This window comes from Micromonospora sp. WMMD729 (assembly GCF_049315225.1).
Lineage (GTDB): Bacteria > Actinomycetota > Actinomycetes > Mycobacteriales > Micromonosporaceae > Micromonospora.
Map to the genome: position 1 here is coordinate 6,632,173 of NZ_CP186059.1, position 22,296 is coordinate 6,654,468.

Consider the following 22,296-nt stretch of genomic DNA (forward strand, 5'->3'; position numbering starts at 1 on the left):
CACGACTTCGCCGATCTGGGGGTATCCAGCGAGCGGGACACCCCGACATCGGCGATCTCGTGTCGATCTAGAGCCGTCGACCCGTCAGGAGGTCGGTGGCTTCTCCGCCACGAACACGCCGACGCCTTCCAGCGTCTCGGTGAGCCCGGTCGCGCGGAGGATCATCATGGCCTTGCCGACCACGGTGTCCGACACGCCGTATTCCTTGCAGAGCTGCGATCGGCTCGGCAGCTTCGTGCCGGGCTGCCACGTTCCCGATTCGATCTTCGCTCGTAGCTCGTCTGCGAGCACCTGATACTGCTGCTTGGGCATACACACTCCCCGGATGGCACGCCCATTCGATCACGCGACCACCCAGGGCGTACGGCACCGGGTCTTCTGCGACCGACGGCTGGACGGTGGTCGGCGCTGCGTGCTCCGCGCCGACCACGAGACGCCCTGCACGGCCCGCCTACCCCGGCGAGCCTGATCGACTCGACATCACGCAAGTCGGGGTGTCCGGACGCCCATGACACCCCGACTTCCGGGAACACGAGTCGATCAAAGAGTCGCGAAGAACTCGCGGATGTCGTCGACCAGGACGTCGGTCGCCTGGTGGGCGGCGTAGTGGCCGCCGACGTCGCCGCGCCCCTCGACGTCCGTGCCGTACACCGTCCAGCGGACGATGTTCGCGTGGTCCCGCTCGGCGAAGCGGCGGATGGACTGGAAGTCGCCGGGGAACATGGCCACCGCGGTGGGCGCCGTGGTCGGCTCGGCCGGCTGCTCCCCGGCGTGCGCGTCCTCCCAGTAGAAGCGGATCGCCGAGGCGGCGGTGCCGGTGAACCAGTAGAGGGCCACGTTCGCCAGGATGAACTCGGCGTCCAGGCTCTCGTCGAAGAGTTGCGCGTTCCAGGCCAGCAGCCCGACGGGCGAGTCGGCCAGCGCGTACGCCAGGGTCTGCGGCTGCTGGCTGTGCACCTGGTTGAAGGAGAACTTGTTCTCGTAGAACCACTGGAGGTGCGCCAGCGCCGCCTGGTCCGCCTCGGACAGGTCGGCGAACTCGGCCGGGTCGCCGGACGGGAACGAGAAGATCTGGGTGACGTGCACGCCGAGCACATGCTTGCGGTCGATCCGGCCCAGCTCCGGCGAGATCAACGAGCCGCCGTCGTTGCCGACCGCGCCGTAGCTGTCGTACCCCAGGCGGTTCATCAGCTCGGCCCAGGCGCGGGCCGTGCGGTGCCGGTTCCAGCCGGCGCTGCGGGTGGGGCCGGAGAACCCGAAGCCCGGCAGCGACGGGATGACCACGTGGAAGGCCGGCGCGGCCGGGTCGTTCGGCTCGGTGAGCGGGCCGATGACGTCCAGGTATTCGAGCACCGAGCCCGGCCAGCCGTGGGTGAGCACCAGGGCGGTGGCGTCCGGTCGGGACGACCTGACGTGCAGGAAGTGGATCTGCTCGCCGTCGATCTCGGTGACGAACTGCGGGTGGGTGTTGAGCCGGGCCTCGACGGCTCGCCAGTCGAACCCGTCGCGCCAGCGGTCGGCGAGCGCGCGGACCCGATCGCCGCTCATCCCGTACGTGTCGCCGACGCCGGGCAGCTCGGCGGGCCAGATCGTGCGGCCCAGGCGGGCGGCCAGATCGTCGAGGGCGGTCTGCGGGATCTCGACGCGGAACGGACGGATCGCGGTGCCGGTCATCTCGGTACTCCTTCGGAACGGAATGTTTCGTTCTGCAACCACGGTAGCAGACCGGAACGATCCGTTCCAGTGTTAGGCTCAGGTCATGTCGACGAAACCTCTGGCCGGCCGCCGCGCCCAGGCCGCCCGTAACGACGAGGTGATCCTCGAAGCCGCCCGCGCCGTCTTCCTGGACGACCCGAAGGCCCCGATCGCCGCCGTGGCGGACCGCGCCGGCGTCGGGATCAGTGCGCTCTACCGGCGGTACGCGGGCAAGGAGGCGCTGCTGCGTCAGCTCTGCCACGACGGCCTGCGCCGCTACATCGCCGTGGCCGAGGAGGCGCTCGCCGAGCCGGACGACTGGGCCGCCTTCGCCGGGTTCCTGGCCCGGGTGGTCGACGCCGACGTGCACTCGCTCACCGTCCACCTGGCCGGCACGTTCACCCCGACCGAGGAGATGGGCCGGGACGCGGTCCGCGCCGGCGAACTGGCCTCGGACCTCGTCGGGCGGGCGCACGCCAGTGGGCGGCTGCGCCCCGACGTGGTCGTGCAGGACCTGGGGCTGGTGTTGGAGGCGTGCGCGGCCGTGCGCGTACCCGACGCGGAGCGCACCCGTGAGCTGCGCCGCCGGCAGCTCGCGGTGCTGCTGGGCGGCCTGTCGACGGCACCGGACCTCGGCGCGCTGCCCGGCCCGGCGCCGGCGGCCGGAGAGTTCGACTGGCGGTGGCGACGCCGGGAGTGACGGGCGTCACACGGTAAGGTTGAGTGGAATACGCTCAACTCTGGTTGCGTCCACAACAGTGGACAACGCCGATCCGGGGGAGCCCATGAACACCGAGAAACTCACCACCAAGAGCCGCGAGACCATCACCGGTGCCGTGTCGGTGGCCAACCAGCGTGGCCACGCCACCGTGGAGCCCTGGCACCTGCTGCTGTCCCTGCTCGACACCGAAGGCTCGACCGCCGCCGGTCTGCTGCGCGCCGTCGGGGCCGACCCCGCCGAGCTGCGCCGGGCCGCCGAGCGGGCGGTCGACGCCCTGCCGGCCGCGCGGGGCTCCAGCATCGCCGAGCCCACGCTCGCCCGCGAGTTTGTCAACGCCATCGGCGCCGCCGAGCAGATCGCCCGGCCGCTGGGTGACGAGTACACCTCCACCGAGCACCTGCTCGCCGGCCTGGCCCGGGTGGGTGGCGCGGTGTCGGCGGCCCTCAAGTCGGCCGGCGCCACCGAGGAGGCCCTGATCGCGGCCTTCCCGAGCGTCCGAGGCGGAGACCGGCGGGTCACCACCGCTGACCCGGAGCAGACCTACCAGGCGCTCAGCAAGTACGGCGTCGACCTCACCGCGAGCGCCCGCGACGGCAAGATCGACCCGGTCATCGGCCGGGACTCGGAGATCCGCCGGGTCATCCAGGTGCTCTCCCGGCGTACGAAGAACAACCCCGTACTGATCGGTGAGCCCGGCGTCGGCAAGACGGCCATCGTCGAAGGGCTCGCCCAGCGGATCGTGGCCGGTGACGTGCCCGAGTCGCTGCGCGACAAGAAGCTGGTCTCGCTGGACCTCGGCGCGATGGTCGCCGGTGCCCAGTACCGGGGCCAGTTCGAGGAGCGGCTGAAGTCCGTCCTGGAGGAGATCAAGAACTCCAACGGGCAGGTCATCACCTTCCTCGACGAGCTGCACACCGTCGTCGGCGCGGGCAAGGGCGAGGGCTCGATGGACGCCGGCAACATGCTCAAGCCGATGCTGGCCCGTGGTGAGCTGCGGATGGTGGGCGCCACCACGCTCGACGAGTACCGCGAGCACATCGAGAAGGACCCGGCGTTGGAGCGCCGCTTCCAGCCGGTGCTGGTCGGCGAGCCGACGATCGAGGACACGATCGGCATCCTGCGCGGGCTCAAGGAGCGCTACGAGGTGCACCACGGCGTACGGATCACCGACGCCGCGCTGGTCGCCGCCGCCACGCTCTCCGACCGGTACATCACCGACCGGTTCCTGCCGGACAAGGCGATCGACCTGGTCGACGAGTCCGCGTCCCGGCTCCGGATGGAGATCGACTCCCGGCCGGTCGAGGTGGACGAGATCGAGCGGGCCGTGCGCCGGTTGGAGATCGAGGAGATGGCGCTGGCCAAGGAGCCCGACGCCGCCTCCGCCGAGCGGCTGGAGCGGCTGCGCCAGGAGCTGGCCGACAAGCGCGAGCAGCTCACCGTGCTCTCCGAGCGCTGGCAGACCGAGAAGAGCCACATCACCAAGCTCTCCACCGCCAAGGAGGAGTTGGAGCGCCTGGGCGGCGAGGCCGAGCGGGCCGAGCGCGACGGCGAGCTGGAACGCGCCGCCGAGCTGCGGTACGGCCGGATCCCGGCGCTCAAGGTCGAGCTGACGCAGGCCGAGGAGGAGCTGGCCCGACTCCAGGCCGACGGCGCGATGCTCAAGGAGGAGGTCGGCTCGGACGACATCGCCGCGGTCGTCGCCTCCTGGACGGGCATCCCGGCGGGTCGGCTGCTCGAGGGCGAGACGGCCAAGCTGCTGCGGATGGAGGAGTCGCTCGGCGACCGGGTGGTCGGCCAGACCGAGGCCGTCGGCGCGGTCTCCGACGCCGTACGCCGGGCCCGGGCCGGTGTCGCCGACCCGGACCGCCCGACCGGCAGCTTCCTCTTCCTCGGCCCGACCGGTGTGGGTAAGACGGAGCTGGCCAAGGCGCTCGCCGAGTTCCTCTTCGACGACGAGCGGGCGATGGTCCGCATCGACATGAGTGAGTATGGCGAGAAGCACTCCGTCGCCCGCCTGGTCGGCGCCCCGCCCGGCTACGTCGGCTACGAGGAGGGCGGCCAGCTCACCGAGGCCGTTCGCCGCCGGCCGTACTCGGTGATCCTGCTGGACGAGGTGGAGAAGGCGCACCCGGACGTCTTCGACGTGCTGCTCCAGGTGCTGGACGACGGTCGGCTCACCGATGGCCAGGGCCGGACGGTGGACTTCCGCAACGCCATCCTGATCCTCACCTCCAACCTCGGGTCGTCGGTGATCAGCGACCTGACGCTCGCCGAGGAGCAGCGCCGCGAGGGCGTCCTCGCCGTCGTCCGGTCGCACTTCAAGCCGGAGTTCCTCAACCGGCTCGACGACATCGTGGTGTTCGCGGCACTGCGCGGGGACGATCTGCGCGCCATCGTGGACATCCAGCTCGACCGGATGCGACGCCGTCTGGCGGACCGCCGGCTCGGCCTGGAGATCACCGACGCCGCCCGTGGGTGGCTGGCCGAGCACGGCTACGACCCGATCTACGGTGCCCGCCCGCTGCGCCGACTGGTCCAGACCGCCATCGGCGACCAGCTGGCCAAGGCCCTGCTCTCCGGCACCATCCGGGACGGCAACACGGTCAAGGTCGACCTGAACCCCGCTGGAAACGCCCTGACGGTCACCCCCGCCTGAGCCCCGCGATCAAGAGGTTTGCGTCATCGGGACGTCTTCCCATGACGCAAACCTCTTGATCAACAGGGTGAGCGACGGGCCGGCGGGGAAAGGATGAGGACATGTTCGGGATGAGTGGGTGGGAACGCGAGCTTCGTGCCGCGACGGACGAGCTGATGACCGCCGACACGTTGGCCTTCGGCGGTGTCGGGTTCGCCGGTGAGGTGCTGCCGGTGACCGAGGCGTACCACCGCGTCGAGGCCGCGGTCGACAAGCACCCCGAAGAGGTACGCCGCCAACTCGATCGGCTGCTGGCCGAAGGCTCGCCCGCCGGCCGGGCGTACGCGGCGACGCTGCTGGAACGACTCGACCCGGCGGCCGCCCAGACGGCCTGGACGTCGCTGCGCGACGACTCCACCGAGTTCACCACCTTCGTCGGCTGCGTCATGGGCCGTTCCACCCTCGGCGACTACGCCACCCAGCGACTCGCCGCGGCCTGACGATCGCCCGCCACTCCACAGTGGCAGCCATCGACGGCCACCCCGGCGGTCCGCCGTCGGTAGCTGAGCTTTCGGTCACGACGCGACTCGTTCCGGTGCGCCAGGTTGTTACCGTCTGCGCCGACGTACCTGGGGAGGTGGTCGGGTGGACGGGTTGCTGGCGTCCCTGGTGGGGGCCGTCGTCGTACTCATGACGGTCGTGCTCGTGGTCGTCGTGCGCGCCCGGCGGCGGGCCGCCGCCCGGGCCACCGTCCGCCCGCCGACCCGTCGCCTGGCGCCGGGTGATCGCGTGCGGATCCGCCAGACGGAGTACGTCGTGAGCGGCACCATCCGCCTGGTCGAGGGGGGCTGGACCTGGGTGCAGCACCTCCTCGACGACGCCTCCGGCACGCCGCACCGGCTCTCCGTCGAAGGTGACGGTGGTCCCGAACTGGAGTTGGTGCTCTGGACCGCCGAGCCGGGCGCGACCGTCACCCCCGGCGCCCCGGAGATCGACCTCGGCGGGCGGCGGTACACCTGGGCCGAGACCGGGCAGGCGCGCTACACCGCCACCGGGGAGACCGGCCTGCCCGCCGCGGGGACGATGCGCTACCACGACTACGAGTCGGGTGGGGGTGCCCGGCTCTCCTTCGAGGCGTACGGCGAAGAGGGCTGGCGGGTCGCGCGCGGCGACCTGCTCGACCCGGCCGACCTGGCGATCCGACCCGCCGCCGACGCGGGCTGAGCGACCTCGCCGGGCGTGCCGCTTTCGTCACGGCATGCCGGAGTGGCCGGTTGCCGATACGGTGTGGGCCCGATCTAGGAAAGGAGAATCGTGGTCGACTCCCCGAGCACGCCGGCCCGTCAACGGCCCTCCACCGTGACGATTTCCAGCTATCTGCTCTACCTCTTCCTGGCGTGCCAGGTGATCAGTCTCATCATCACCCTCTCCACCATCGGCAAGACCCGGGACGTGCTCCGCGATGCATACGCGGGCAGCAGCGCCGACGGTGCCGATCAGGTGGCGAACTTCTTCTACGCCTTCGGCCTCGGCAGCGCCATCCTCGTACTCCTGCTGGCGGTCGTGCTGGGCGTGCTGGCCATGTTCAACAACCAGGGCAAGAACGGTGGCCGGATCACCACCTGGATCGTCGGCGGCATCATGGTCTGCTGCACGGGTGGCAGCCTGCTCAGCGGTGCGGCCGGCGGCTTCAACACCGGTGGGAACACCGGCGACGGCATGCCGAGCGCCGAGGAGATCCGGCGTCGCCTCGACGAGGCGCTGCCTGGCTGGGTCACCCCGGTCAGCCTCCTGCTCGGCGTGATCAGCCTGCTCGCGCTGCTGGCGGCTCTGGTCCTGCTGGCCCTGCCGAAGTCCAACGAGTTCTTCCGCAAGCCGGCCGCCGGGTGGGAGCCGCCGACCCCGGGCGCCAGCTACCCGGCCTACCCGCAGGCGTCCGGTCAGCCCGGCTACCCGCAGGTTCCCGGCCAGCCCGGTTACCCGTCGACCCCCGGACAGCCGTCGAGCGGAGAGCCGGCCTACCCGTCGACTCCCGGCCCGGCGTCCGAGCCGGAGCAGCCGACCACCCCGCCGGCGAACCCGTCCAGCCCGGACCGTCCGGACGACACGCCGCCGACGGACCGCCCCGGCACCACCGGACCGTCGACGAGTTGACCCACGGATAAGCACGACGCCGACGATCCCTCCGAGTAGGTTGCAACCCGACGCCTACCGGAGGGATCCGTCGTGTCGTACCCCGAACCGGCACTGCCCCGCCGGCCCGCCGTGGTCCCGTCGGCCACGGCCGTGCTGCTGCTGATGGCGGTCGGCGCGCTCGCGTACACCGTCGTCGACCTGGCGGTGCTGGGCCGGACGGTGGACGCGTTCCGCGCCGCGGCGCGGGACACCGCGGCCAGCCCAGAGCAGATCGACGACGTGGTGACCCTGCTGCGCGCGTCGGCGGCGCTGACCGCGGTGGTGGCCGCGCTGTCCGCACTCCTGCTCGCCGGCCTGGCCCTCGGCCTGTTGACGGGCCGGCGCGGCGTACGTGTGGCCACCTGGGTGGTCTGCGGGCTCGGCCTGCTCGCCGGCTGTTGCAGCGTGGCGGTACTCGTCGGTGAACGCGCCGCACCGCTGCGGCTGGGGGCGGACGAGCGGACCACCGCCGAGCTGTTGGGTCTCATCTCGGATGCGTACCCGTCCTGGTGGATCCCGCTCAATGCCGGGCTTTCCGTCGGGCAGGCCCTCGGTTACCTTGTGGTAGCCGCGCTGCTGGCCCTGCCGGCGGCGAACGCCTGGTTCGGTCGGCACCGCCGGACGGCACCGACCGCGCCGTCCGCGTTTGCGTCCGCGTCGTACCAGCCCCCGCAGGCGCCGGCCACGCCCCCGTACCCGCCCAGGTGAGGAACCGCCCGTGACGCTCGAATCCCCGACCGCCGAGCGACGGGCCCTGATCACCGGTGCCACCGCCGGCATCGGTGCGGCGTTCGCCCGTCGCCTGGCGGCCGACGGCTGGCACCTGGTGCTGGTCGCCCGGGACGCGGACCGACTGGCCGCGATGGCCGCCGAGTTGGGCGCCCGACACGGTCACGACGTCCAGACGCTCCCGGCGGACCTGTCCACCGATGACGGCTGCGCCGCCGTCGAACAGCGGCTGGCGTCCGACAGTCCCGTTCACCTGCTGGTCAACAATGCCGGCATCAGCCTGAACAAGCCGTTCCTGCGCTCCACAGCGGAGGACGAGGCGCGGCTGCTCCGCCTCAACGTGCACGCCGTCATGCGATTGACCCTGGCGGCGCTACGCCCGATGACCGAACGGCGCGACGGGGCAGTGATAAATGTCTCTTCGGTTGCTGGTTTTGGCGCGGTGATGCCGGGATCGACCTACTCGGCCAGCAAGGCGTGGGTCACCAATTTCAGCGAGTCCGTGGGCCAGTCGGCACGCCCTTTCGGGGTCCGGGTGATGGCTCTGTGCCCCGGCTACACCCGTACCGAATTCCACCAGCGGGCCGGCATCAACATGTCCAAGACGCCGGAGTGGATGTGGCTGCGAGCCGAGGACGTCGTCGACGAGGCACTGCGTGACCTGCGCAAAGGCAAGTTGGTGAGCATCCCGGCGTGGAAGTACAAGGTGGCCGTCGCCGGTCTGCGACACGCGCCGCGCCGGCTGCTCGAGGTGGTCTCCCGCGACACCCGCGGCCGGATCGGCCGCGAGGAGCGCTGAGCCGCCGGCGCGTCGTCGCGCCGGAACCGCCGCCGACGGTCGTTGGCGCACCGCGATCACGCCGGTCGCAGAGCGTAGTCGAACATAGCCAGTCATCGGTGTCTCACCGCTCCGATTCGGCCGGCCCGTCCACACGGCGTTCAGAGTTGCGCAGTAACCTCTATCGCCATGGGGGACCACGACGACCTGCGCAAATTCATTACCGACCTGGCCGTGGTCCACGGACGGGTCACGTTGTCATCGGGGCGCGAGGCAGACTGGTACGTCGATCTGCGACGTGTCACGCTCCATCACCAGGCCGCTCCGTTGGTCGGTAAGGCGCTGCTCGACCTCACCGCCGACTGGGAGTACGACGCGGTCGGTGGCCTCACCCTGGGCGCGGACCCTGTCGCGCTCTCGATGCTGCACGCCGCCGCTGGAACCGGCCGCGCCTTGGACGCCTTCGTGGTGCGCAAGGCGGGGAAGGCACACGGTCTACAGCGACGGATCGAGGGACCGGAGGTGGCCGGCCGCCGTGTGTTGGCGGTAGAAGACACGTCCACAACGGGCGGAAGTGTGTTGACCGCCGTCGAGGCTCTCCGCGAGGCCGGAGCCGAAGTCGTGGGCGTGGCGGTTATTGTTGATCGAGGCGCCGGCGACGCGGTGCGAGCCGCCGGATTGCCGTACCGGGCGGCCTATACGTTGGCTGACCTCGGCCTTGTGGCGTAAAAGTCTGCCGATTCGTATCTGCTGATATGCAGGCGGATCGATGCTGCTGGTGGAAGGATGGAATACGTGGGAACTGCGTTGGCCGAAATGACTATGCCTCAGATCTCGCCGCTTGCCGGTGAGCCGATCGAACGTGCCGATGCCGAGCGTCTCGCGGGGGTCCTCAAGGCCCTTGCGGATCCCGCCCGGCTGCGGCTGCTCAGCCTGATCCAGTCGGCCCCCGAGGGCGAGGCGTGCGTCTGTGACCTGACCGCGCCGCTCGGCCTCTCCCAGCCGACGGTCAGTCACCACCTGCGTATCCTCACCGAGGCCGGCTTGCTGGAGCGGGAGAAGCGCGGTGTATGGGCGTACTACCGGCTGGTCCCGAGCGCGATCGCGACGATCGCCGACCTGCTGACCCCGCCGCGTAAGCGGGCCACCAAGAAGGCTCGCTGACGTAAGGCGCTGCGCACCGTCTCGTACCCGGGGCGGTGTCCGGTGGCGAACCAGGGGTGGCGCCACCGGTAGCTGACACCTGCTCGTCCCCGGCCGCACCGCCGGAGGCCGGGTCCGACATGCCGACGGCCGACCCCCGCACCAGGGGGCCGGCCGTCGTCGTACCTGGGATCAGCGCTGCTGGCCGTACCCGTGCCCGTCCCCCCGACGGTCGTGCGGGTGCTCCTCGTGGTCGAACTTCTCGCGCACCGCGTCGACCGCGCCCGCGGCGCTGGCCGCCGCGACCACCGCGACCGCCTCGCCACGCTTGCGCGCCCGCCGGTCACGAAGGAACTCGAAGAAGATCGGCAGCACCGAGATCAGGATGATCAGCGCGACCACCGGCAGGATGTAGTGGTCGATCTTGTCGCCGATCGCCTTGTAGATCCGGTCAGCCAGCAGGTAGCCGATCAGCAGGATGCCGTCCACCCAGAGCACCCCGCCGACGATGTTCCACAGCAGGAACTGCCGAGCCGGCATGCCCAGCGCCCCGGCGACCGGGTTGAGGAACGTCCGCACGATCGGGATGAACCGCGCCAGCACCACGGCCTTGGCCGGGCCGAACTTCTGGAAGTAGTACTCGGCCTTCTCCACGTACTCCTTCTTGAAGAGCCGCGAGTTGGGCCGCTCGAACATCCGGCGGCCGTACCGCGCGCCGAGCCAGTGCCCCAACTGCGCGCCGACGATCGCGCAGATCGGCCCCCCGATCAGCAGACCGGCCAGCGAGAGCCGGGTGCCGTCGCCGAAGATGGCGTCCGCCACCGGCGAGGCGGCCACCCCGGCGAGGAACAGCAGCGAGTCACCGGGGAAGAAGAAGCCCACCAGCAGGCCGGTCTCGGCGAACAGGATCACCCAGACGCCGACCAGCCCGAAGGTCTGCAACAGGTCCTTGGGATCGAGCGGGTTCAGGGCGACGCTCTCCGTGAGAGCGCGGGTCTTCTCAGCTGTGTCCACGGCCACAAAGGGTACCGAAGCCCGGTGTCCGGGCCGCGCCGGACCAGCCCGCACCACCCGGTGGCCGGATACGACGGTGCCCCGCCGACCTGCGTGGTCGACGGGGCACCGGTACTGCTGGGATGGATCAGGTTACTCAGAGCGGGTCAGGCGACGAAGCGGGTCCGGCGGCGCTTCGCCACCAGGTAGCCGCCGACGCCCGCGGCGAGCAGCAGCGCGCCGAGGCCGGCGAGCAGGCCGGTCGACTGACCGGTGATCGGCAGCGCGCCACCGTCCCCGCCGCCCTGACCGGCGGCGGCGTTCACCAGGATCTTGGCGACGTCGTTCGCCGGCTTCAGGTCCTCGGTGAAGCCCTCGCACTCGCACTTGGCGTTGATGGTGACGGTGCCCTCCGCGTTCGGGATCACCTTGTCGATGCGCAGGCCGATCTCGACCGTCTGCTCCTCACCGACGCCGATGAAGATGTCCGGGTAGCACCGGTACAGCTTCGCGCCCGGCTTGCCGGCGTTCTCCCAGTCCTGCTGGTCGCCGTTGAGCGGCGCGCAGACCTCGGGCACCTCGACAGCGGTGGTACCCGCCGGCACCGCAACGTCGATCTTCGTGACCGGCGAGCCCCCGCGGCCAAAGTCCAGTGCGGCCGGACCGTCGTTGCGCACGCCCACGTTGGCGGTGACCACGTCGCCCGCCTTGCCGGTCAGCTTGTCGCCGATCGCGACCAGATCCGCGCCGTTCTTGCCGGTGACCTTGACGGTCATGCCGGACCAGTTGTTCATCGGGTCGGTGTCGGCCTGGAAGCCGCGCGCCGCAGCCTTGGACGGGACGGTCGGAAGGGTCAGCACCGAACCCTTACCCGGCTGCCCCATCGAGTAGCCCCCGGCCTGCAGGTACGTGCTGAAGTCCTCGAACTCCGCAGGGGTCATCCAGTTGTAGTAGCCGTAGTCGCTGCCCGGCGCGTACGTGTCCTTGCCGAGCACGTAGGGCACTGCCGCCGAGCGGGTCTCACCCGGGGCGGTCACCTCGGAGAAGGAGCAGGTCAGCAGGCGGCCGTCCTCGTACGTGCAGTTGCTGTACTGCTTGTCCGGGCGGATCGCGTAGTCGAGATCGAAGACCGCAACCGCGCCCTTCGCTGCCGTCTCACCGGCGTTGCTCAGCGTGAGCGGAGCGCTGAACTTGCTGCCCGGGGTGGCCGACAGCATGCTCTCCTCGCCCGGGGCGGCGAGGTCGACACCTTCGCCAATCCGGATCTTGGCAGAGTGGCTGGCCGGCGTGAGTCCCTCCGCGCTGACCGTGACCTTGAGGACGCCGGTGTCGCCGTCCGCAGCCTTCGCGGTCGGGGTCATGACGACGCTGAAGAGGCCGCCGAAGGCCCATTCGTCCAAGCCGATCTCGAAGTGCTCCGTGCAGACCAGGACGCCGGCCTTCGGTGACTCGCACTCGGTGCCTGCGCTGTCGCGCTTGACCTGCACCGTGCCGTCGAGATCGGTGTAGTCGTACGTGACCGTGAGGCCCTCGACGACCACCGGCCCGGAGGCGAACAGAAGAGGAGAGTCGATCTTGCCTTCGGAGCCGGTGGCAAGGGTGGTGTCGCTGAAGTACACGCCCAGTTCGAGCGGAGCTTCCTTGGCGGCGGCGAGGGCCGGGCTGGCGGAGGCGGCGACGAACGCGCCTGCGACGCCCAGTCCGGCGAGCCAGCGCCGGGTGGAGTGGGTGAGCATGAGGGGGATTCCTCCAGTAGGGGGATTCAGGTGCAGCCCGTGGATCTTAAGGAACCGCTAAGGTTCGGCGTCGTCCCTGATCACCGCCTGGTGACCAGGACGAGCCGAAAGGTTGATCGCCGCCACCGCAACGTTCAGCACGTCCGCTCCCGTCAACTGAGGCAGGGACCCGGGAGGTGCAGTGACGTACGAGGAGTTCGCGGACACGCGGCTTGCCCCGCTGCTGCGGTACGCGGTGATGCTCACCGGTGATCCGCACCAGGCGCAGGATCTGGTGCAGGAGACGATGGTCCGGGTCCAACTGAACTGGCGGCGGGTCGCCCGCGCGGACTCGCCCGAGCGTTACGTACGCCGGATGCTCACCAACCAGTACGTCGACTGGAAACGCGGCTCGTGGATGCGTCGGGTGCTGCTGCGCGGTGAACCCGACGAGTCCCTGCCGGCATCCACCGACCACGCCCAGTCCGCCGTGGACCGGGACCAGATCTGGACCTGGCTCTCCCGGCTGCCGCGCCGGCAGCGCGCCACCCTCGTCCTGCGCTACTACGAGGATCTGCCCGACGCCGAGATCGCCGACATCCTCGGCTGTGCCGTCGGGACCGTTCGTTCGTCCATCTCCCGGGCCCTGGCCACGCTCCGGGCCGAGTACGTGGAGGTTCCCTCATGATCGAGGATGACCTGCGTGCCGCCTTCGCCCGGCACGAGCCGCTCACCCCGCCGACCGGCCCGCTGCGCGCCGCGATCGACCGGCTGACCATCCGCCGTCGCCGTCGGCGTCGCCGCTGGCAGGCCGGTGGCATGGCGTTGGCCCTGCTCGGGGTGCTGGGGATCGGCGTGCCGCTGCTGACTCCGGAACGCGGGGGCTCGCCGCCGGCCACCGAACTGCTTGGCGAGTCCGCCCGGCCGGTGCCGCCCGGCCCGCTGAACATCCTGCTGCTCGGCATCGACGGCGACGGGTCGGCGGCCGCGCGGGCCGATGCGCTGCTGCTGGTGCACATCCCGGCCGATCGCAGCCGTCCCTACCTGATGTCGCTCCCCCGCGGCCTGGGGGTCCTGATCCCGGACCACGGCACCGACAAGTTGAACTCCGCGTTCCCGGCCGGGGCCGGGTCGGACCGGCCGGACATGACCAAGGGGTACGAGTTGACCCGGCGCACGGTGGCCGAGCTGACCGGGGTACGGGTCGACGCCGGCCTGGTGCTGACGTACCGGGCCGTGCGGGCACTGACCGACGCCGTGGGCGGTGTGCCGATCTGCCTGAGTGACCGGGTGCGTTCGGTCCACACTCGGCGGGTCTTCCCGGCGGGCTGCCAACACCTCGACGGCGCTGCGTCGGTCGACCTGCTCCGGCAGCGCTACGGGTTGCCCGAAGGCAGCCATGACCGGGACCGCAACGCTCGGCTCTTCGCCGCCGGTCTCGTCCGCCAGGCCACCGACCAGGGCGTACTGACCGATCCGGTACGCCTCGCCAAACTGTTGGTCACCGTCGGCCCGGACCTCGTGGCGTCGCCCGACCGGGCGACCGTCCTGGACCTGCTGCGGATTGCTCCCACGCTGCGGTCGGTCGAGCCGGTCGGGCTGGGCCTGCCGGTCGCCCAGCCGACCGCGAGGGACGGCTCCGTTCGTGCCGACCCGACGTTCGTGCCGGAGCTCTTCAGGGCGCTGCGGGAGGACCGCCTCGAGGAGTGGGCCGCCCGTCACCCGACGTTGGTGGACCGCCCTCGGTGACTCCGTGGACCGCGACGGCACCCCACCGCCGAGGGCAGGAACGGCGGCGGGGTGCCGGTCAGGCGGGGCTGATCAGCCGACGATGTGGGTGCTGCGACGTCGGGCCAGCAGGTGAGCGCCGAGGCCGGCGGCGACCAGCAGGACACCGAGGCCGGCGAGCAGACCCGTCGGGGTGCCGGTGATGGGCAGCGAACCACCGCCACCGCCGCCTCCACCGTCACCGTCGCCGCCACCCTGGCCCGGGTTGACCAGGATCGTGGCGCGGTCGTTGGCCGGCTTGATGTCGCCGGTGAAGCTCCCGCCGGCGGGACACTCGCACGGCGCGTTGACCCACACCGTGCCCTTGGCGTTGGGAACGACCTTGTCGACGCGCAGCCGGAAGTCCACGGTGTAGGTCTTGCCCGCGACCAACAGCATGTCCGAGGCGCACTGGTACGTCCGGGTGCCCGGTCGCAGTTCACAGCCGAGGGGAACCTCGACGGCCGTCGTGCCGGGCGGCAGCTCGACGAGCGTGTGGGTGGCGGCCTCCCATTCCTCGCTCACGTTGTCGAGCGTCGCCGGCCCGTTGTTGCGAAAGCCGACGGTTGCCGTCACGACCGTGCCGACCCCGCCCTTGAGGGTGGCGCCGATCGCCGCGAGGTCGGTGCCGTTCCTGCCGGTGACCTTGATGATCCAGCCCGTGTAGTCGTAGCCCGGTCCGACGTCGGTCTGGTCGGCCTGCCGCGCCCGGTTGGGCGCATCGGTCAGGGTCAGCTTCGGCCCGGCACCCGGTACGGCAGCTCGGGCGCCGACGGCTTCCCGTACCCGGGTCAGGTCCTCGAAGTCAGCAATGGTCATGAACTGCGCATAGCCGGACTGGTTGGTCGGGGCGTAGGTGTCCCTGGCGAGTTCGAGGTTCAGCGTCGCGGACAGTGCCCCGCCAGCCGGAATCTCCTCGTCGAACTGGCAGGACACCAGGTGGTCGTCGGAGTAGCGGCAGTTGCTGAAACGCTCCCTGGTCCGCATCGAGTAGGGGAGGTCGAAGACCGCGACGAAGCCGGTGACGGTCTTCGCGCCGACGTTGGACACGACCAGCGGCACCGGTACCTTTCCGCCCGGCTTCGAGGTGAAGGTGGTGAACGGCCCGCCGGCCAGGTCCACGCCCTCGCCGACGCGGACCCGCGAGGTGTAGCTGCCCCGCCGTCCGCCGGCTGCCTCATAGCTGACCACGAGGTCGCCGGCGTCGCCGAGCTGCGCGTCCTCGGTAGCGGCCATGTTCACCCGCTTGGTGCCGCTCCGGTAGATACCGCTGCCGAGCGGCGGTAGCTCGCTGAGGACGACATCGAACTCCTCCGCGCAGACGAGAACGCCTGGTTCCGGAGTCGTGCAGGCCTGCTGGTCGGCGGGCGTGATGCTGATCTTGTTGGCGAGAGAGCGGTAGTCGTACCGCACGGAGACGTCTTCGAGGGTCGTCGCCTCGTCGGCGTACAGGAGCAGGCCGGACATCTTCTCCGAGCCGACGGCCAGAGTGGCGTCCTGGAAGTACGGCTCGATCGTGGCCGCGGCGACGGCGGGGGTGGCGGACGCGGCGACCAGGGCGCTCACGGCACCCAGCCCGACCAGCCAGCGGATCGAGTGCTTGAGCACGAGGGTCCTCCCGGGGAGTAGACGACGCTCGTACAACCTAGGGAGAACCGGCGCCCTGCGCACGCCCCGTTCTATTGATGCGCGTCCGACTATCCGAACGGCGGTGCACCTCTGCCGTAACGGGCAGTCCGATGCTCACAGCGGGGTCAGCGGTAGTCGTCCTCGTCCGCGGTGACCACCCGGGCCTGCTCCATGGCGTCCCAGTCGTCGACCTCCATGCCGCGATGCGGCTCGACGTCGACGTCGGTCGGGTCGACCGAGGTGGCCTGCTCGACCGCGTCGGCCGGCTCCGCCTCCGGATCGCGTTCGTTGGCGGCGAGATGGTCGCCGGGGGTGAAGTCCTCGTCGGGCTGACCCATCGTCCCTCCCGGGGTCTCGGGGCACGGCTCCCACCACCGTACGGGCTGCGTCCGCTCTGCGCCGGCAAGCCGAGTCGGCCGAATCACCCCGGGACGGTGTGACCCGGTGCCAGGATGGTCCCGTGGGCTTCCTCATCCGACTGGCGATCACCGCGGTCGCGTTGTGGGTGACCACGCTGATCGTGCCCGGCGTCGACGTGCACGGACGTTCGGGTGGCAACACCGTGCTCACGCTGATCGTGGTGGCACTCATCTTCGGTGTGATCAACGCGGTGCTCAAGCCCGTGATCAGGGTGGTCGGCTGTGTGTTCTACCTGCTGACCCTCGGCCTGTTCGCCCTGGTGGTCAACGCGCTGCTCTTCCTGCTCACCGACCGGATCGCCCGCGGACTCGACCTGCCGTTCCAGGTGGACGGCTTCTGGGCGGCGTTCTGGGGAGCGATCGTGATGACCGTGGTCACCTGGCTGATCAGCGTCATCGTGCCGGACAGTCTGGACACCCGGTGAACGCCTGACACCCCCTCGGTTGGTCCTGCCTACCTCACCTGCGGGATACTGCCGGGCGGAGGACAGCGCGGTCCGGCGCACAGACGAACAACAGCGGCCAGCACGGCCGAGAGTGGTAAGTAAGGAGCGCATCACATGCCCATCGCTTCCCCCGAGGCCTACGCGGAGATGCTGGACCGCGCCAAGGCTGGCCGGTACGCGTACCCCGCGATCAACGTGACCTCCTCCCAGACGCTGAACGCGGCGCTCAAGGGCTTCGCCGACGCGGAGAGCGACGGCATCATCCAGGTCTCCACCGGTGGCGCGGAGTACCTGTCCGGTCCCTCGATCAAGGACATGGTCACCGGCGCGGTGGCGTTCGCCGCGTACGCGCACGAGGTCGCCAAGAAGTACTCGGTCAACATCGCCCTGCACACCGACCACTGCCCGAAGGACAAGCTGGACGGCTTCGTGCGTCCGCTGATGGGCATCTCGCAGGAGCGGGTCAAGCGCGGCGAGCAGCCGCTGTACCAGTCGCACATGTGGGACGGTTCGGCCGTGCCGGTCGCCGAGAACCTGCAGATCGCCGCCCAGCTCCTCGACGAGGCCGCCAAGGCCAAGATCGTCCTGGAGATCGAGGTCGGCGTCGTGGGTGGCGAGGAGGACGGCGTCGAGAACGCCATCAACGACAAGCTCTACACCACCGTCGAGGACGGCCTGGCCATGGTCGAGGCGCTGGGCCTGGGCGAGAAGGGCCGCTACATGGCGGCGCTGACCTTCGGCAACGTGCACGGCGTCTACAAGCCGGGCAACGTCAAGCTCCGCCCCGAGATCCTGAACCAGATCCAGGAGGCGGTGGGCGCCAAGTACGGCAAGGACAAGCCGCTGAGCCTGGTCTTCCACGGCGGCTCGGGCTCCCTGCTGAGCGAGATCCGCGAGGCGCTGGACTACGGCGTGGTGAAGATGAACATCGACACCGACACGCAGTACGCCTTCACCCGGCCCGTCGCCGACCACATGCTGCGCAACTACGACGGCGTGCTGAAGATCGACGGCGAGGTCGGCAACAAGAAGCAGTACGACCCGCGTACCTGGGGCAAGGCCGCCGAGGCCGGCCTGGCCGCCCGGGTGGTCGAGGCGTGCGAGCACCTGCGCTCCACCGGCACCACGATGACCAAGTAACACGACGTCCGTCGACGGCCGGCTCCCCAGGCGGGGGCCGGCCGTCGCCGTTCACGTCGTCAGCAGGCGGACGGCCTCGCGCACGTCGTCGGTGAGGTGGATCGTCGACGACAGGTCACCGAACGGCGAGGCGGCCAGCAGCGGACGCAGCAACGCCTCCACCGGCAGCTCCCGGGTCCAGTAGGAGCGGTCAAGGAAGACGTACGCGCCGCTGGCCCCGTCGGTGCCGTAGTAGGTCTTGGTGGCCGCCTGGAACACCTCCTGCACCGTGCCCGCCCGCCCGGGCGCGAACACGATGCCGCCCCGGGCGAGGCGCAGGATGGTGTCCTCCCGGATCGCGTTCGAGAAGTACTTCGCGATCCGTCCCGCGAACAGGTTCGCCGGCTCGTGCCCGTACAGCCAGGTCGGGATGGCCAGACCACCGGCCCGCGCCCACCCGGTGTCGCCGGTGCGCTGGCGCGGCACGACCCCGTACCGCTGCCGGACCGTCAACGCCACCGCCGTGTACCGGTGGTGGTCGGTGAAGTCGGGCGCGGTGGCCAGCAGGTCGATCGCGGCGGTCAGGTCCGCCGCCGGCCGGTCCGCCAGGTACGCGCCGAGGTTCGCCGCCTCCATCACCCCGGGACCGCCGCCGGTCACCACCAGCCGGTCGGCCCGCGCCAGCTCCCACCCCAGCACGGCGGCCATCCGGTACGCGGGACTGCCGCGTCGCACCGCGTGCCCGCCCATGATGCCCACCACCGACTGTGGCCCGTGCGCGGCCAGCCAGGCCCGGGTGGCGTCGCCCAGCGCGTTGTCCACGCCGTGGTCGTGCAATCGCTGGCCGAGCGCCTCCTTCACGTCCGGCAGCGCGCCGCCGTGCGCGCGGTAGTGCTCGTACACCCGGGTGTCGTACATCCCGGCGAACCCGCCCTCGGCGAACCCGGCGGCGAGGTCGTCCGGGGTGTAGAGGTGTGCCGGCTGGGTCGGGTACGGCAGCCCGGAGAACGGTGGCACCACGTTCGCGCCCCGCCGGACGAGGTCGGCGCCGACCTCCCGGGAGGCGAACCGGCAGCCGACGAAGAGGGTGCCGGTGACCTCGACATCGGTCAGGTCGGGCACCGGGGCGAGGTCGAGGCGGAGCCCCTGCACGGTCAGCCCGGTCAGTCGGCCGGTGACCAGTTGCCGGTCGAACTCGCCCCGGGTCTGGATCTCGTCGGCGTGCAGGTGCGGTTCGATGACGTCGGTGGGTGGTGGGGTCGGCACCGGGCCATATTGCCCCTTCGGCGACGCCGGCCACACCCCGGGCGGCCCTGGACGCGACAGGAGCCCGGTGGTCGTGGCCACCGGGCTCCTGCGTAACCGGGTCCTGGGGAGGCTCCGGACCATTAGTTGTAATGGAAAACACCTGGCGGCGGCATAGGCCGCAGGCGTGATGAACTCCTCAGCCGTTCAGCGGAACGCGCGGGCCGACCCGCTCGCATGTCGCCCTGTCCAGCGGGTTGAATGGGGCGATGCAGAACCTTTTGCCGGAGCCACCGGCCACCCTCCTGCCCGCGAACGACGAGGCCGACGCCGCCCTGGCCGCCGCCCAGGAGGCCGGCACCGACGAGGCGTACACCGAGGTCGCGGCCCGCTTCCCGACCTTCAGCGCAGCCTGGGGAGCGCTCGCGGCCCGGGCGTTCGCGGCCGGTCAGGTGGTGACGGGGTACGCGTACGCGCGTACCGGTTACCACCGTGGCCTGGACCAGCTCCGCCGCAACGGCTGGAAGGGCCACGGGCCCGTGCCGTGGTCGCACGAGCCCAACCAGGGCTTCCTGCGCTGCCTGTACGTGCTCTCCCGGGCCGCCGACGAGATCGGCGAGGCCGACGAGGCGGCCCGCTGCGCCCAGTTCCTGCGCGACTGCGACCCGGAAGCCGCGGACGCGCTGGCCAGCAACTGATCGCGCTCCGACGGCCGGCCCGACGCCGGGCCGGCCGTCGGCTGCTCAGAGCCCTTCGGCGACCGCTGCGGCGATCTTCAGCCAGGCGTCCCGGGTGGCCGAGGAGAGACCGCCGTACCGGATCGGCTCGCCGCTGTCGATGAGCCGCTCGTACGGTGCCAGCAGCACCGCCCGGGTCCGGGCCGCGAAGTGCTCCTGGATCGCCGGCAGGTCGATCTCCTTGCGGGACGGCGGCATCGACACCACGGTGACCGCCTGCCGGACCAGCCGCTGCCGGCCGCTCTGCTCCAGGTGGTCGAGCATCCGGGCGGCGGTCTCCGCCGAGTCGTTCCGGGCGGACATGGTGACCACGAGTTGGTCGGTGGCGTCCATCGACGCCTGCCAGTTCTGCGCCCGGACGTTGTTGCCGGTGTCCACGAAAATCAACTTGTAGAACCTGCTGACCACCTCGCGGATCTCGGCGAACGCGGCGGCGGTCAGCATCTCGCCGCCGGTGGCCGACTCGTCCGAGGCGAGTACGTCGAACATGCCCTCGCCCTGCGAACGCACGTACTGCGACAGGTCGCCGACCCGCCCGTGCGCCCCCTGGAACTGCCCGAGGTCACGCAGCATGTCGCGCACCGTACGGGCGTGGAAGTCCTGCTGGGCGCGCATCCCGAGGGTGCCCTGGGTCTCGTTGTTGTCCCAGGCCAGCACGTAGCCACCGCGCTTCTGACCGAACGTCATGGCGAGCAGCAGGATGGCCACCGTCTTGCCGGCGCCACCCTTCGGGTTGACCACGGTCACCTGCCGCAGCCCACCGAAGTTGCGGCGCACCATCTCGATGTCGCGCTTGAGCTCCTGCTCGTGTCGCCCCGGCGAGAGCCGGAGCAGGCCCATCTTGTTGACCACCGCCCGTACGCCCATGGTGGCCACCGGTTCGGCGGGCCGGACCTGCCGGCGGCGGGCGAAGTCCTCGGCCGTCGGCGCGGCCGTGGTCTCCGGCGTCCAGGTGGCGTCCGGGTAACCCGTGGCCGGCACCCGCGCCACCGGATCGGTCTCCTGGTACTGCTGCGGCGGCGCCGGTGGGACCGCGGCCGAGCCCTGCTGCCAGGGCGGCGGGTACCAGCCCGGCGACGGCGGGAACGGCCCCGGTGGCGGGGTCGGTACGGCGTCCTGCGGCTGCTCCACCGGTGCCGGACCAGCCTGACCAGGGATCGTCGGCTGGCCGCCGTAGATCTGCCCGGCGTACGGCTGCCCCGCCGCACCGCCGTTGTCGACGGCGGGCGTCGGTGGAACGGGCGGGGCGGGAATCGGTGGCGGCGGGATGCTGGCCTGCTGCTCGTTCGACGGGGCCGGGTTGGCCGGTCGCTGCGGCGGATGCGCCCAGGGTGACTCGGCAGTCGGTCGAGCCGCCCCGACGGCAGGCGTGGTCTCCCCGCCACCCGGCGACTCCGGTTCCGCCGCCGACCCTGCTGTGGCCGGGTCTACTGCGGTCGGGCCCACCGTGTCGGCGTCCGCTCCGGCTGGCCCGGCCGTGCCGGGGCGTGCGCTGGCCGCTCCCTCGGCCGCTACCACCGGCGGACGGTCCAGGGAGAACGGCAGGTCCAGGTCGACGCCGCCGGCCGTGCCGGGGATCGGGCCCGCGCCAGACTCCTGCGCCGACCCCGTCCCGGGCGTGACGCCGGCTCCGGGCGTCGCACCGGCTGTTCCGGGCGTTGCACCGGCCGTTCCGGGCGGGGTGGTAGCCGCTCCGGGGGTGGTGCCGGCTGCTGCCGGTGCGGTGCCGGCCGGCCCGGGCGAGCCGGTGCCGGTTGCTCCGTTCGCGCCGCCGGACGACGCGACGGTGGCTGCCGGGTTCGGCGCGGCGGCGGAGGGCGCAGTGTGGGACCCGACGAGCCCGCCCACCGCCGGGGGCAGCGGTGGTGTCGGCGGTACCGGCGGCGCGGCAGGAGCCGGCGGCGCGGGTGACGTGGCCGGTGGTTCGGCCGGAGGCCAGCTCGGCTGTGCCGGTGCCCAACCCGAGCCCGGCCCGCCCGGGGCGTTGGGACCCCAGCCGGTCGGCGGCGGCACCGCCCCGGTCAGCGACGGATAGTCCGACGGAGACGGCGGCGGCAGAGCCGCGGCGCCCGGCTGCCCGGGAACCGGCGGACGGCCGACCGACGGGGCGCTGATCGGCGGTGCGGCGACCGGCGGCGACACGGTCGGAGGCGAGGACTGCGACGGGGTGACCCGCCGCTCGGCGACCGCCGCCCACGGCGGTACCACCTCCCCCGCGCCCTGCTCGGCCGGATCCGGCGGCCACAGTGGTTCGATGTCCCGCTCCGGCACCGGCTGCTGGCCGGGCACCTGAGCCCGGTCGGCGTTCTTGTCCATTACGGTTCCTCCCCAGTCCTCCTGCGAGGATAGG

The 22,296-nt window shown here is 71.2% G+C and carries 23 protein-coding genes; 15 read left to right on the forward strand and 8 right to left on the reverse strand.

Translation table 11 applies throughout. The features are described from left to right. Positions 1-84 precede the first annotated feature (84 nt). Entirely contained in the window at positions 85-312 is a 228-nt protein-coding gene (locus ACN263_RS30630) for a winged helix-turn-helix domain-containing protein (protein ID WP_421473917.1), read from the reverse strand. Positions 313-325: 13 nt separating this feature from the next. Here ACN263_RS30630 and ACN263_RS30635 point away from each other — a divergent pair, with 13 nt between their 5' ends. Continuing rightward, positions 326-469, forward strand: a complete 144-nt coding sequence (locus ACN263_RS30635; protein WP_422740908.1) for a hypothetical protein — start codon at positions 326-328, stop codon at positions 467-469. A 71-nt stretch (positions 470-540) separates the two neighbouring features. Here the strand turns inward: ACN263_RS30635 and ACN263_RS30640 are convergent, their stop codons facing one another. Continuing rightward, on the reverse strand, positions 541-1,674 hold the full coding sequence (locus ACN263_RS30640) for an epoxide hydrolase family protein (protein WP_422737662.1): 1,134 nt from the start codon (positions 1,672-1,674) through the stop codon (positions 541-543). Between the two features lie 85 nt (positions 1,675-1,759). Here ACN263_RS30640 and ACN263_RS30645 point away from each other — a divergent pair, with 85 nt between their 5' ends. From ACN263_RS30645 to ACN263_RS30685, 9 genes are all read left to right on the forward strand, one after another. Continuing rightward, positions 1,760-2,395, forward strand: a complete 636-nt coding sequence (locus ACN263_RS30645) for a TetR/AcrR family transcriptional regulator (RefSeq protein WP_422737663.1) — start codon at positions 1,760-1,762, stop codon at positions 2,393-2,395. A gap of 85 nt (positions 2,396-2,480) precedes the next feature. After that, positions 2,481-5,072: an ATP-dependent chaperone ClpB gene (gene clpB, locus ACN263_RS30650; RefSeq protein WP_422737664.1), complete on the forward strand. Its 2,592-nt coding sequence runs from the start codon at positions 2,481-2,483 to the stop codon at positions 5,070-5,072. Between the two features lie 101 nt (positions 5,073-5,173). After that, positions 5,174-5,551 (forward strand): hypothetical protein, encoded by a 378-nt coding sequence (locus ACN263_RS30655; RefSeq protein ID WP_422737665.1) that lies wholly within the window; start codon positions 5,174-5,176, stop codon positions 5,549-5,551. Positions 5,552-5,696: 145 nt separating this feature from the next. After that, a complete protein-coding gene (locus tag ACN263_RS30660; protein WP_422737666.1) occupies positions 5,697-6,275 on the forward strand; it encodes a DUF4178 domain-containing protein in 579 nt (192 codons plus the stop codon). 90 nt (positions 6,276-6,365) lie between these two features. After that, the gene (locus ACN263_RS30665; protein WP_422737667.1) at positions 6,366-7,205 is read left to right on the forward strand and encodes a hypothetical protein; all 840 of its coding nucleotides are present in this window, start codon (positions 6,366-6,368) and stop codon (positions 7,203-7,205) included. A gap of 72 nt (positions 7,206-7,277) precedes the next feature. Next, positions 7,278-7,934: a hypothetical protein gene (locus ACN263_RS30670; RefSeq protein ID WP_422737668.1), complete on the forward strand. Its 657-nt coding sequence runs from the start codon at positions 7,278-7,280 to the stop codon at positions 7,932-7,934. Between the two features lie 10 nt (positions 7,935-7,944). Next, positions 7,945-8,754 carry an SDR family NAD(P)-dependent oxidoreductase gene (locus ACN263_RS30675; RefSeq protein WP_422737669.1) on the forward strand — a complete coding sequence of 270 codons (810 nt, stop codon included), beginning with the start codon at positions 7,945-7,947 and terminating at the stop codon, positions 8,752-8,754. Positions 8,755-8,922: 168 nt separating this feature from the next. Continuing rightward, on the forward strand, positions 8,923-9,462 hold the full coding sequence (pyrE, locus tag ACN263_RS30680) for an orotate phosphoribosyltransferase (protein WP_355048453.1): 540 nt from the start codon (positions 8,923-8,925) through the stop codon (positions 9,460-9,462). A 57-nt stretch (positions 9,463-9,519) separates the two neighbouring features. Further along, positions 9,520-9,897 (forward strand): ArsR/SmtB family transcription factor, encoded by a 378-nt coding sequence (locus ACN263_RS30685; RefSeq protein ID WP_007454255.1) that lies wholly within the window; start codon positions 9,520-9,522, stop codon positions 9,895-9,897. Between the two features lie 171 nt (positions 9,898-10,068). On the opposite strand, the gene ACN263_RS30690 is transcribed toward ACN263_RS30685, so the two are convergent. Together ACN263_RS30690 and ACN263_RS30695 are read right to left on the reverse strand one after the other, a co-directional pair. Beyond that, entirely contained in the window at positions 10,069-10,896 is an 828-nt protein-coding gene (locus ACN263_RS30690; protein WP_422737670.1) for a DedA family protein, read from the reverse strand. Positions 10,897-11,036: 140 nt separating this feature from the next. After that, positions 11,037-12,605: an LPXTG cell wall anchor domain-containing protein gene (locus ACN263_RS30695; protein ID WP_422737671.1), complete on the reverse strand. Its 1,569-nt coding sequence runs from the start codon at positions 12,603-12,605 to the stop codon at positions 11,037-11,039. A 181-nt stretch (positions 12,606-12,786) separates the two neighbouring features. Between ACN263_RS30695 and ACN263_RS30700 the strand changes: the two genes are divergently transcribed. Next, entirely contained in the window at positions 12,787-13,272 is a 486-nt protein-coding gene (locus ACN263_RS30700; protein ID WP_422737672.1) for a SigE family RNA polymerase sigma factor, read from the forward strand. Then, on the forward strand, positions 13,269-14,333 hold the full coding sequence (locus ACN263_RS30705; RefSeq protein WP_422737673.1) for an LCP family protein: 1,065 nt from the start codon (positions 13,269-13,271) through the stop codon (positions 14,331-14,333). The genes ACN263_RS30700 and ACN263_RS30705 overlap by 4 nt, the downstream gene beginning before the upstream one ends. A gap of 72 nt (positions 14,334-14,405) precedes the next feature. Here ACN263_RS30705 and ACN263_RS30710 read toward each other — a convergent pair whose 3' ends face one another. Both ACN263_RS30710 and ACN263_RS30715 read right to left on the reverse strand, forming a co-directional pair. Continuing rightward, positions 14,406-15,959: an LPXTG cell wall anchor domain-containing protein gene (locus ACN263_RS30710; RefSeq protein WP_422737674.1), complete on the reverse strand. Its 1,554-nt coding sequence runs from the start codon at positions 15,957-15,959 to the stop codon at positions 14,406-14,408. Between the two features lie 146 nt (positions 15,960-16,105). Continuing rightward, a complete protein-coding gene (locus ACN263_RS30715) occupies positions 16,106-16,318 on the reverse strand; it encodes a hypothetical protein (RefSeq protein WP_422737675.1) in 213 nt (70 codons plus the stop codon). A gap of 122 nt (positions 16,319-16,440) precedes the next feature. On the opposite strand from ACN263_RS30715, the gene ACN263_RS30720 reads away from it, so the two are divergent. Then, positions 16,441-16,824 carry a phage holin family protein gene (locus ACN263_RS30720; RefSeq protein ID WP_421473934.1) on the forward strand — a complete coding sequence of 128 codons (384 nt, stop codon included), beginning with the start codon at positions 16,441-16,443 and terminating at the stop codon, positions 16,822-16,824. A 135-nt stretch (positions 16,825-16,959) separates the two neighbouring features. Then, positions 16,960-17,985 carry a class II fructose-bisphosphate aldolase gene (gene fbaA, locus ACN263_RS30725; RefSeq protein WP_422737676.1) on the forward strand — a complete coding sequence of 342 codons (1,026 nt, stop codon included), beginning with the start codon at positions 16,960-16,962 and terminating at the stop codon, positions 17,983-17,985. A 51-nt stretch (positions 17,986-18,036) separates the two neighbouring features. Here the strand turns inward: fbaA and ACN263_RS30730 are convergent, their stop codons facing one another. Continuing rightward, positions 18,037-19,230 (reverse strand): LOG family protein, encoded by a 1,194-nt coding sequence (locus ACN263_RS30730; protein ID WP_422737677.1) that lies wholly within the window; start codon positions 19,228-19,230, stop codon positions 18,037-18,039. 248 nt (positions 19,231-19,478) lie between these two features. Here ACN263_RS30730 and ACN263_RS30735 point away from each other — a divergent pair, with 248 nt between their 5' ends. Continuing rightward, entirely contained in the window at positions 19,479-19,907 is a 429-nt protein-coding gene (locus ACN263_RS30735; protein WP_422737679.1) for a DUF3151 domain-containing protein, read from the forward strand. 45 nt (positions 19,908-19,952) lie between these two features. On the opposite strand, the gene ACN263_RS30740 is transcribed toward ACN263_RS30735, so the two are convergent. Continuing rightward, on the reverse strand, positions 19,953-22,262 hold the full coding sequence (locus ACN263_RS30740; RefSeq protein ID WP_422737680.1) for a chromosome partitioning protein: 2,310 nt from the start codon (positions 22,260-22,262) through the stop codon (positions 19,953-19,955). Between the last annotated feature and the right edge of the window lie 34 nt (positions 22,263-22,296).